Here is a 9,739-nt window from a genome sequence, read left to right as displayed (position 1 = left end):
GCCGGTGGGGGTGCGCGGGCTGACGCGGTCGACGCGGTAGGTGCGCCAGTCCCCGCGGCCGGTGTCCCAGGCGACGAGGTACCAGCGCCGGCCGGTGTGCACGAGGCGGTGCGGTTCGACGTCGCGGACGCTCGGCTGCCCCGCGTGGTCGCGGTAGTCGAACCGCAGCCGTTCGTGCGCCCGGCAGGCGGCGGCGATGGCGGTGAGGACGTCGGGCGCGACGGCGGCGCCGCTGTCGGGCACCGCGACGGTGACCGCGTGCAGCGTGGTGACGCGGTGGCGCAGGCGGGAGGGAAGGACCTGCTCCAGTTTGGCGAGGGCGCGCACGGAGGACTCCTCGATCCCGGCCACCGTGCCGCCGGCCGCCGTGCGCAGCCCGACAGCGACCGCCACCGCCTCGTCGTCGTCGAGCAGCAGCGGCGGTAGCGCGGCGCCCGCGCCGAGCCGGTAGCCGCCGGCCACCCCGGGGGCGGCGTGCACCGGGTAGCCGAGGGTGCGCAGCTTCTCCACGTCGCGGCGGACGGTCCGCGTGGTGATCCCGAGGCGGTCGGCCAGCTCCGCTCCGGTCCAGTCCCGGTGGGTCTGCAGCAGCGACAGCAGCCGCAGCAGTCGGGCCGAGGTCTCCAGCATGGTCCGAAGTCTGCCACCGATCGCGGACGGCGCCCGACCGCGATCGCCGGGAGAGGGCCGGCGCGGAGCGCGGGTTCGCGTGCGGAGTAGAACGGTAGAGAGTACGCCCGACCGTCGGCCGGCCGGGCCGGAGTCCACCGGGAGGCCCGCGCGGACCGGGCGCGGAGCTGTGCACGCGGAGGGAGAGGAACGCCAGTGAGCACGGAGGGCAGCACGCGGGCCGTCGTCACGGCGCTGGGCGCCAATCTGGGGATCGCCGCCACGAAGTTCGTGGCCTACCTGCTGACCGGCTCCTCGTCCATGCTGGCGGAGTCGATCCACTCGGTGGCCGACTCCGGCAACCAGCTGCTGCTGCTGGTCGGCGGACGGCGCGCCCGGCGCCGGGCCACCCCCGAGCACCCGTTCGGCTACGGGCGGGAACGCTACGTCTACGCGTTCGTCGTGTCGATCGTGCTGTTCAGCGTGGGCGGGCTGTTCGCCCTGTACGAGGCGTGGCACAAGATCAGCGACCCGCACCCGATCGAGCAGTGGCGGTGGGTGCCCGTGGCGGTGCTGCTGGTGGCGATCGTGCTGGAGTCGACGGCACTGCGCACCGCGGTCAAGGAGGCCGGGGCGACGCGCGGCCGGGCGAGCTGGTGGCGGTTCGTCCGCAGGTCGAAGTCGCCGGAGCTCCCCGTGATCCTGCTGGAGGACACCGGCGCGCTGCTCGGCCTGGTGTTCGCGCTCGCCGGCGTCGGCCTGACGCTCGCCACCGGCAACGGTGTCTGGGACGGCCTCGGCACCGGGGCGATCGGCGTGCTGCTCGTGGCCATCGCGGCGCTGCTCGCGGTGGAGATGAAGAGCCTGCTCATCGGCGAGTCCGCCAGCGAGGAGCACATCCGGCTGATCGAGCGCGCGATCACCCAGGGTCCGGACGGCAACGCGCTCATCCACATGCGGACCCTGCACCTCGGGCCGGACGAGCTGCTGGTGGCGGCCAAGATCGCCATCGACCGCGGCGACAGCGCCGCCGAGGTCGCCGCGGCCATCAACGCCGCCGAGAGCCGGATCCGGACGGCCGTGCCCATCGCCCGGCTCATCTACCTCGAACCCGACATCTGGCACAGCGGCCGAAAGGCGGACGCGGCCGGCAGCTGAGGACGCAGGGCTCCGGCCGGTGGGTTCCCGCCGCGGTCCCGCCCCCGGGGCCGCCCTGGCCCGGCGCCGCCCCGGTCCGGCTCCGGCCCGGTCCCGGCCGGCTGCGCAGGCCGGCGCCCCTCCGCCGCACGTGCCGACACGCGGCCGCCGCGGCGGTTCGCGGGCGGCGGCGGGCCCGCCGCCTAGACTTGCCGCTGCCCGCTCCCCGGCTCCGGGGCGCACGCCGTCGCGGGCGGCCGGGCCGGAATCGGAGGGTGCTTCCGTACACCGCCCGCGCGGCGGGGGGACGGTGAGCGCGGCGGGCGGCCGGGCCGGCACCGGCGGGCGGAACGCGCCGCACCTGGCGGGGTCCTGCCCCGGTTTTCGGAACGGACCCGGTCCCGTGGCGCACGGCGCCGCCCTCGCGGCCGGGCCCGCGACATCCTTCGGAGGTCCCGAGTGCTCAAGGACGGTCAGGACCGCGGTGGTACCGCCGACGCCCCCGTGACGATCCAGCTCCGCATCGACGGTGTCCGCCACACCGTCCGGATCGAGCCGCACATGACGCTGCTCGACACCGTCCGCGAGGTCGCGGGCCGTCCCGACCTCGTCCGGGCCTGCGCCGACGGCCGCTGCGGCGGCTGCCCGGTGTTCGCCGAGGGCCGGCGAATCGCCGCGTGCACCACTCTGGCCGCCGTGATGGACGACGCCTCCGTCACGCTCGCACCCCCGGGCCCCGAGGGCCGGCCGGGTCCGCCCCCGCCCGCGGCGGCCCCGCCGGCACCGGACACCGCCCCGCGCTGAGCACCACCGCGCCGCCGGGGCCGCCCGGACCCGGCGGGGCCGGGGCCGCTACTCCTCCAGCCGGATCGCGGCCGACGGGCACAGGGCGACGGCGGCGCGCATCCGCTCGCGCGCGGACTCCGGGGGCTCCGGTGTCCTGAGCACCACCAGGCCCTCGTCCTCGTCCTGGTCGAAGACCTCCGGGTCGGTCATCACGCACTGCCCGCTGCCGATGCACCTGGTCCGGTCCACAACAACCCTCATGGCTCCTCCTCGGCCGAGCTCCCGCCGGGGCCGCCGGGCGCCCCACCGGGCGAACCCTCCCGTGCGCTCACCAGCGGACAGGCAGCGACACCACCCCGTACACGAGCGCGTGATCGCGGTACCGGATCCGCTCGAAGGGGACGTCCAGCCGCAGGTCCGGGAAGCGGCGCAGCAGCGCCGGGAGGGCGATGCGCAGCTCCGCCCGGGCGAGCTGCTGCCCCACGCACTGGTGCACGCCGTGCCCGAAGGCCACGTGCGGTACCGGACGCCGGGTGACGTCGAGCCGGTCCGGCTGGTCGGGGAGCAGGTCGCGGTCCCGGTTCGCCGACGGCAGCGAGCAGACCACGAGTTCGCCGGCGCGGACCAGCCGTCCGGCCACGGTGACGTCCTCGGTGGCGCGGCGGATCACCCCGAAGTGCACGATCGACAGGTACCGCAGCAGTTCCTCCACCGCGGGCGCGACGGCGTCGGGGTCGTCACGTACCACGGCCAGCTGGTCCGGACTGCGGAGCAGCAGCAGTGTCCCGAGCGCCAGCATGTTCGCCGTGGTCTCGTGCCCGCCGACCAGCAGGAGGCTGCCGAGCCCCACGAGGTCGGCGTCGGTCAGGACGGCACCGTGCTCGCGCACCAGCCGTCCCAGCAGCTCCGGCCCCGGATCGGCGCGGTGCCGCTGGACGAGCGCGCGCATGTAGGCGGCCGTCTCCTCGGCGGCCCGGGCGCGCTCCTCCTGTCCGAGGGAGTGGTCCAGCAGTGTGTCGCTGCGCCGCCGGAAGTCACCGCGGTCGCGGTAGGGCACGCCCAGCAGCTCGCAGATCACCAGCACCGGGACCGGGAGCGCGAAGTCGCGGAGGAGGTCGGCGGGCGGCCCGGCCCGCTCCATGGCGGCCAGGCGATCCGCCACGATCTCCTCGATCCGCGTCCGCATGGCGTTGACGCCGCGTACGGTGAACTCCCGGGTGAGGGGGCGGCGCAGCCGGGTGTGCTCCGGCGGGTCCACCCCCAGGAGCGACGGCGGTGTAGCCGACCGTGTCCGGGTCCGCGGCTCGTCGGGGCCGGGCGCGTTGCTGAACCGGGGGTCGGCCATGATCCCGCGCACGTCGCTGTAGCGGGTGGCGAGCCAGACGCGCAGGTCGGGGTCGGCCGGGATGGGCATCGGGATCCGGCTGAGCGGCTCCTCGGAACGCAGGCGGACGAGCTCGGCGGCAGGGGCGAACGGCCAGGACCTCTCCCGGCGGTAGGGCAGCGGTACGGGTCGCGTCTCGGGCATCTCTCGCCCCTCTCACGATGCGGGGTGGCCGGCCGGCCACCGCGCCGGTGACGTCTCCGGGAGCCCGCGGCCGCGTGGACCAGGGCTGGCCGGGGCGGGCCGCCTCGGTGCCGGAGGTGCTCGCGGTGGCGGAGCCGCTCGGCCCGGACGCGCCGCCTCCCCCGAGCGGCCCGGGGAGGCCCGCTGTCCGGGCCGTTCCGGGCGCCGTCGCCGGCAGCCGGTCTCCGTCCCGCGCCGACAGGCGTCGGACGCCGGTCCGGAACCTCCTGGCGGTGCCCCGCCGGGAGCCGGAGCACCAGGAGGTTCCGGCGGCGTCGAGCGCGGCGGGAGCGCCGCGGGCCCGCCCCGCCGGACGCCGACCCGGCCTCCGCGGCCCCGTGTCCGGCGGCGGCTTGCCGGTACAGGCGGATGGGCACCACCGCATCGCCGTACCGAAGCCCCCGGTCGGGGCGGCCGCCCCTCATCACGCCACCCGGAGGGGGCCACCGCGCGGGCGCGACGGCCCCGCCCCGGCCCACCCGGCGGCGGCCGCCCGGCTCAGGCGGCGCTACCGCCGTTCCTGCTCGCCCCCGCCGCTGATGGCGATCTGGCGCGGCCGCGCCCGGTCGCTGCGGGCGATCGACACGGTCAGCACCCCGTTGTCGAGCCTGGCGTCCACCCGGTCGGCGTCGATGTCGCTGGGCAGGGTGGTGCGGTACTCGAAGCGCCCGTACCGGCGGGTGCGCTGCCGCACGCGCCTGCCCCTGTGCTCCTGCGGCTCGCCGGCCTCCCGGGTCTCGCCGCTGATGATCAGTTCGTTGCCGTCGAGGCGGATGTCGATGTCGTCCCTGCTCATGCCGGGGACCTCGGCCTCGACGACGTAGCCCTCCTCCGTTTCCGAGACGTCCGCCAGCGGAGTCCAGACGTCCCCCCGGACGCCCTCGCCGAAGGTGACGTCGAGCAGCCGCCCCATGCGATCGTAGAGCTCCTCGAACTCGCTGAACGGCGTCCACTGGGCCGGCACGGCCCGGCCGCGGCGTACTGGCAGCACCATTGCGGTTCCCCTCTCCCCCGTGTGTCGCACCGGGCACTGCGGCCGGTGCGCCCCTGCTTCCTCAGCCCCTACCACGCGTCCCCGGAGGCTATGCGGCCGCTCGGCCACCGCTTCGCGGAGTCCTCCCCGGTGCTCGGCCGCCCCGGGGGGCACGCGGGCGCCCCGCTCAGCGCGCCGGGCGGAGCGCAGCGGCGGGAACGCGGGCGCATGAAGGCGGGAAGCCCGGGTAGTCGCCTCCCTCCGTCGGCGGTGCGCCGACCGGAGTCGAGGAGGAGGGCCGCGATGCGCGCGTGGACGCACCGGAAGGCCAGCCCGTGCGGGGAGCGGCCGTGACGGTTCTGGACGTGCGGATGGAGACCGCGGGGGCGTGGCTGAACGGCGACCTCACGCTGTTCCCGGAGGCGCGCGGTGTCATCGTCTTCGCCCACGGGAGCGGCAGCTCCCGGCACAGCCCGCGCAACCGCGCCGTGGCCCAGGCGCTGAACTCCGCCCGGTTCGCGACGCTGCTGTTCGACCTGCTGACCGCCGATGAGGAGGTCGAGGACCGGGAGAGCGCCCGGTTGCGCTTCGACATCCCGCTGCTCACCGAGCGGCTCACCGGCGCGGTGTCCTGGCTGGCGGGGCGCGACGACGTGCGCGACCTGCCGGTCGGCCTGTTCGGCGCGAGCACGGGCGCGGCCGCCGCGCTCGGCACCGCGGCGGCGCTGCCCCGCCAGGTCGCGGCGGTCGTCTCGCGCGGCGGGCGCCCCGATCTCGCGGGGCCCGCGCTGGAGCAGGTCACGGCACCCGTGCTGCTGATCGTCGGTGGCGCCGACGACGACGTCCTCGCCCTCAACGACACCGCGACCCGCCGCATGCACTGCGTGACGCGGCTGCACGTGGTCCCCGGCGCGACGCACCTGTTCGAGGAGCCGGGCGCGCTGGCCGAGGTCGCGGACACCGCGGCGGGCTGGTTCGAGCGGTACCTGCGCGAGCCCGGCGCCTGACCTCCACGCCACCGCTCCACCGCTCCACCTGGCGGCCGGCCGGCGGGGCGGTGGGGTGAGCGGCCACCGCCCTCGGCGGCCGGGGGCGGTGGCGGCCGGTCGGACGTCCCCTCGCGTCCCATCACGGGCGGGCCAGTGGATGTCCCCGTACGAACCGCGCTGCCAAGGACCGGCCGGGCAGGCCGGTACCGGTACCGGCCTCCGCGCCCTCCCGGCGCTGCCGTGCCCCGGGCTCGGTTCCCGGAGCGGGTGGCGTGTCGGACCGGCCAGCCTGCGGGCGGGCCGGTCCGGGCGCCGGGGACCGGAACAACAACCCGGCACCCGGGCTGCGACTGAGCCGGAGCGGGCAGTCCCGGCCCCAGGGGCGGCGCGGGGTCGGCCCGCCGTCCGCGGCGGCGACAGGCCGCCGCGCCACCCGGGTGCTCGCGGTTGCCGGCCTGCACCGCGAGCGGCCGTCAGCCGCTGACGCGGCGTCAGCGGCCGCGCACCGAGCCGCCGCTGGCCTCGTGCAGGGCGAGCACCACCTCGTCGTCGCTGAGCTGCGGAAAGTCCTCGTACCACAGGCCGACGGCGTGGAAGTCGACCGGTTCCAGCAGGCAGACCACCTCGTCGCAGTCGCCGCCGCGGCGCACTCCGGCCACGGCGGTCGCCGACCCCACCGGAACGGCGAGCCGCGTGGACGCCGGGTCGCGCGCGGCCAGGTCGCGGAGCGCGGCCCGGGCGGTGACCCCGGTGGCCAGGCCGTCGTCCACGACGATGACGTCCCGGCCGCCGACCTCCGGCGCACGGCGGCCCTCGCGGTAGATCAGCAGCCGGCGGCGCGCCTCGGCGCGTTCGCGCTCGACGGCCCGCACGACGGCCCGCTGGTCGATCCCGAGCCGGCTGATCCGGCCGTCGTCGAGCAGGACCGGCCCGTGCGCGGTGACGGCACCGATCCCCAGCTCCGGGTTGTCCGGCGCGCCGATCTTGCGGACCACCAGCACGTCCAGCGGCGCGGACAGCGCCCGCGCCACCGGGACCGCCACCTGGACGCCGCCGCGCGGCAGCGCCAGCACGTAGGGCCGGGCCAGGCCCAGCCCGGTCAGCCGTTCGGCCAGCAGCTCCCCGGCCCGCGTCCGATCACGGAATCCCCTCATGGCGCTCCGCTACCCGGTGCGGCGCCGTCCTCACCCGCTCCCGTGCCTGGGAACGGGCGGGAGGGCGGCCGCCCGTCGTGCCCCGGAAGGCGCGGGCGGGCGGCCGGGCACCCCTGGCGGCCGGCCATGGGGATGCCCGGCCACGTCGCCGGCTGCGCCGGCCCTCGCGGCCGCGTCGGCCTCAGCCGCGGGCGACGGCGATGGCGCCGGAGAGCCGCTCCCCGGCCTCGTAGAGCATGTAGGGCACACCGCGGTCGGTGCCGAAGCACGGCGCGGCGGCGCGGCCGTTCTCCGGCGCCGCCGACCGGGAGTCGTAGAAGACGCCCAGGTGGTCGCGGCGGGAGAAGTCGGCGCCGACCTCGGTGATGAGGATGTTGCCACCGCTCCCCTTGTCGGTGTGGTAGACGACGAAGGTGCGGCCGTCCCGCTTCAGCAGGTGCGGCCCGGAGACGTTGTTCGCCCCGACGTCGGCGTGGTCGATCAGCGGCTGGGAGGCGAACTCCCAGATGCGGCCGTCCGCCGACCAGCCCCAGCCGATGTCGCGGTGGTTGGCGGTGCTGTTGCGCATGAACACCATGATGTAGCGGGCACCGCGGGCCGGCAGGTCGTGCCGGAAGACACGTGCGTAGGAGGTCTCGGTGGTGCCCCGCGGCAGCATCGCGGTGGTCAGCACGACCCGGTCGTAGGTGAAGTGGATGCCGTCCTTGGACCGGGCGAGCCGGGTCGTGTTGTTCTCGCCGTGGAAGTACAGCCACATCTCGCGGTGCTCCTCGTTCCACATCACGTGCGGGGAGGAGACGTGGCTGACGCTGTAGTGCGGCGACCACGTCCTCCCGACGATCGGGTTGCCCGGGTACTCGGTGAACGGGCCCTCCAGCGAGTCGCCGTAGGCGAGGCAGATGCCGCCGGGGGCGTCGTGCGGGGCGTAGTAGAGGTAGTAGCGGCCGAGCCGGGTGGACAGCCGGTCGTAGACGCCGCGCACGCAGGGGAAGATGATCTCGTCGGTGGGGTTGTACGCGAGCCGGCCGGGGGTCAGCAGGGTGCCCACGTAGCGGTAGTCCGGGAAGCCCCCCGGGGCGGCGAGCGCGGGGGCCGCGCCCGGCTCGCCGACGGCGAACAGGACGCCGCCCGCGCTGGCGGCGGTGGCGCCGGTGGCGATGTGCAGGAAGCGGCGGCGGTCGAATTCCATGGCGTACGGCTCCTTCGTGGACGGGGGACGGGGTCAGAGCTGGGTGGCGGCGGTGACGATCAGCCCGCCGAGCGCGACGCACCACACGTACGGCAGCGTGCGCAGCATCACCTGCTGCGGGCTGACCCCGGAGTACTGCGCCGCCCACACGGTCTGGGTGCTGGTCGGGTCGGCGACACCGAAGACCTGGTTGTAGGAGGCGGTGAGGCCGAGTACGGCGACGGCCGGGTAGACGCCGGCGGAGATCAGCACCCCGGCGATGCCGGCGCCGAGGCCGTAGACGTTGAGCGGCCCCCGGTACAGGCACAGCGGCGTCAGCAGCGTGAAGACCAGGACGAAGACGACGGGGTGCGACGGGCTGAGCGCCGTGACGAGCGGGTTGAGCGCGGCGACGGCGCCGGGCAGCTGGACCGCGGCCAGCAGGATGCCGATCGCGACGAAGAGCGCGATGGGCGGGGCGGCGACCTCGAAGCCGGCGTAGAGCGTGCGCAGCAGCCGCTTGTTCATCTCCCGCGGCCGGGTCGTGGTCACCAGCGTGTAGAGCACGCCGGCCAGCATCGACGGGATGATGGCCAGGCCGAAGCCGAGCGCCAGCACCAGGGGCACGGCGGGGGCGAAGAGCGCGTACCACGGCGCGTCGCCCAGCTGCCGGGCGCGGCCGCGCCGCCGGTCCCCGCCCGCGGACCGCTCGCTCATCGAGGCCAGCGACCAGGCGTGCTCGACGCCCCTGCGGCGGGTCTCGACGAGGACGAACAGGATCGCGAAGACGGCGGCGAAGGGGAACAGCCGCAGCATGAAGCCCCGCACCGTGTCGATGGGCAGGTCCAGCGCGGTGGAGAAGAACTGCCAGACCGGGAGTTCGAACGGTATGCCGGCGGCGATGCCCATGAGGATGGTGCCGGCCGCGGTGGTCTTGGGCACTCCGACCGCGACCATGGCGGGGATGCCGATGATGCCCGCCATCATCGCGGCGGGCGCGGACCCGGTGACGGTGCCGATGAGCGCGGACACCGCGAGCACGCCGAGCGCGACCACGGTGGGGCGGTCGCCGCCGAACTCGACGATCTTGCGGACGAGGGTGCCGGCGATGCCGGTCTCCTCCATCAGCTTGCCGAGCCAGGAGCCGATGAGTACGGCGAGCATGGTGGCGGCCAGCGCCACCGCGCCCTCCTGGAGGACGGTGTCGACGATGCTGTTCTCGCCGGTGAGCGGGGCGCCGACGACGACCGCGATGGCCACGGCGAGCAGCACGAGCGCGAAGGCGGTGGGCAGCTTGCGGGCGAGCATCAGCCCGACGCCCACGAGCATGAGCAGCAGAATCACGATTCCCATGAC

At 75.8% G+C, this 9,739-nt stretch carries 10 protein-coding genes; 3 read left to right on the top strand and 7 right to left on the bottom strand.

All coding sequences use genetic code 11. The annotated features are described in order from the left end of the window. Positions 1–630, bottom strand: a 630-nt coding sequence (locus tag DEF28_RS13550; protein WP_147281063.1) for a helix-turn-helix transcriptional regulator, incomplete at its 3' end; no start/stop codon positions are given. A 195-nt stretch (positions 631–825) separates the two neighbouring features. Here DEF28_RS13550 and DEF28_RS13545 point away from each other — a divergent pair. Both DEF28_RS13545 and DEF28_RS13540 read left to right on the top strand, forming a co-directional pair. After that, positions 826–1,767, top strand: a complete 942-nt coding sequence (locus DEF28_RS13545) for a cation diffusion facilitator family transporter (RefSeq protein WP_114398200.1) — start codon at positions 826–828, stop codon at positions 1,765–1,767. A gap of 438 nt (positions 1,768–2,205) precedes the next feature. Next, positions 2,206–2,550, top strand: coding sequence for a 2Fe-2S iron-sulfur cluster-binding protein (locus DEF28_RS13540; protein ID WP_114398199.1), 345 nt, complete (start codon positions 2,206–2,208; stop codon positions 2,548–2,550). A gap of 48 nt (positions 2,551–2,598) precedes the next feature. On the opposite strand, the gene DEF28_RS13535 is transcribed toward DEF28_RS13540, so the two are convergent. The 3 genes from DEF28_RS13535 to DEF28_RS13525 form a co-directional block, all read right to left on the bottom strand. Then, positions 2,599–2,793: a ferredoxin gene (locus DEF28_RS13535; RefSeq protein WP_114398198.1), complete on the bottom strand. Its 195-nt coding sequence runs from the start codon at positions 2,791–2,793 to the stop codon at positions 2,599–2,601. A gap of 67 nt (positions 2,794–2,860) precedes the next feature. Continuing rightward, positions 2,861–4,060 (bottom strand): cytochrome P450, encoded by a 1,200-nt coding sequence (locus DEF28_RS13530; protein ID WP_114398197.1) that lies wholly within the window; start codon positions 4,058–4,060, stop codon positions 2,861–2,863. A gap of 547 nt (positions 4,061–4,607) precedes the next feature. Continuing rightward, entirely contained in the window at positions 4,608–5,093 is a 486-nt protein-coding gene (locus DEF28_RS13525; protein ID WP_114398196.1) for an Hsp20/alpha crystallin family protein, read from the bottom strand. A gap of 329 nt (positions 5,094–5,422) precedes the next feature. Between DEF28_RS13525 and DEF28_RS13520 the strand changes: the two genes are divergently transcribed. After that, complete coding sequence (locus DEF28_RS13520) at positions 5,423–6,079, top strand: dienelactone hydrolase family protein (RefSeq protein WP_114398203.1); 657 nt, start codon at positions 5,423–5,425, stop codon at positions 6,077–6,079. Positions 6,080–6,552: 473 nt separating this feature from the next. Here the strand turns inward: DEF28_RS13520 and DEF28_RS13515 are convergent, their stop codons facing one another. The 3 genes from DEF28_RS13515 to DEF28_RS13505 all read right to left on the bottom strand — a co-directional run bounded on the left by DEF28_RS13515 (position 6,553) and on the right by DEF28_RS13505 (position 9,736). Then, entirely contained in the window at positions 6,553–7,215 is a 663-nt protein-coding gene (locus DEF28_RS13515; RefSeq protein WP_114398195.1) for a phosphoribosyltransferase, read from the bottom strand. 181 nt (positions 7,216–7,396) lie between these two features. Beyond that, positions 7,397–8,404, bottom strand: a complete 1,008-nt coding sequence (locus tag DEF28_RS28425) for a glycoside hydrolase family protein (protein ID WP_114398194.1) — start codon at positions 8,402–8,404, stop codon at positions 7,397–7,399. A gap of 33 nt (positions 8,405–8,437) precedes the next feature. Then, on the bottom strand, positions 8,438–9,736 hold the full coding sequence (locus DEF28_RS13505; RefSeq protein ID WP_114398193.1) for a TRAP transporter large permease subunit: 1,299 nt from the start codon (positions 9,734–9,736) through the stop codon (positions 8,438–8,440). Positions 9,737–9,739: the final 3 nt, after the last annotated feature.

The organism is Marinitenerispora sediminis, from assembly GCF_003336425.1.
Lineage (GTDB): Bacteria > Actinomycetota > Actinomycetes > Streptosporangiales > Streptosporangiaceae > Marinitenerispora > Marinitenerispora sediminis.
The sequence above is the reverse complement of the archived record's forward strand: the minus strand, read 5'-3'. Positions and strand labels throughout refer to the sequence as shown.

Coding starts and splice junctions, on each gene's coding strand:
- DEF28_RS13515 (WP_114398195.1), bottom strand. CDS start 7,215: ATGAGGGGATTCCGTGATCGGACGCGGGCCGGGGAGCTGCTGGCCGAA.
- DEF28_RS28425 (WP_114398194.1), bottom strand. CDS start 8,404: ATGGAATTCGACCGCCGCCGCTTCCTGCACATCGCCACCGGCGCCACC.
- DEF28_RS13505 (WP_114398193.1), bottom strand. CDS start 9,736: ATGGGAATCGTGATTCTGCTGCTCATGCTCGTGGGCGTCGGGCTGATG.
- DEF28_RS13530 (WP_114398197.1), bottom strand. CDS start 4,060: ATGCCCGAGACGCGACCCGTACCGCTGCCCTACCGCCGGGAGAGGTCC.
- DEF28_RS13535 (WP_114398198.1), bottom strand. CDS start 2,793: ATGAGGGTTGTTGTGGACCGGACCAGGTGCATCGGCAGCGGGCAGTGC.
- DEF28_RS13525 (WP_114398196.1), bottom strand. CDS start 5,093: ATGGTGCTGCCAGTACGCCGCGGCCGGGCCGTGCCGGCCCAGTGGACG.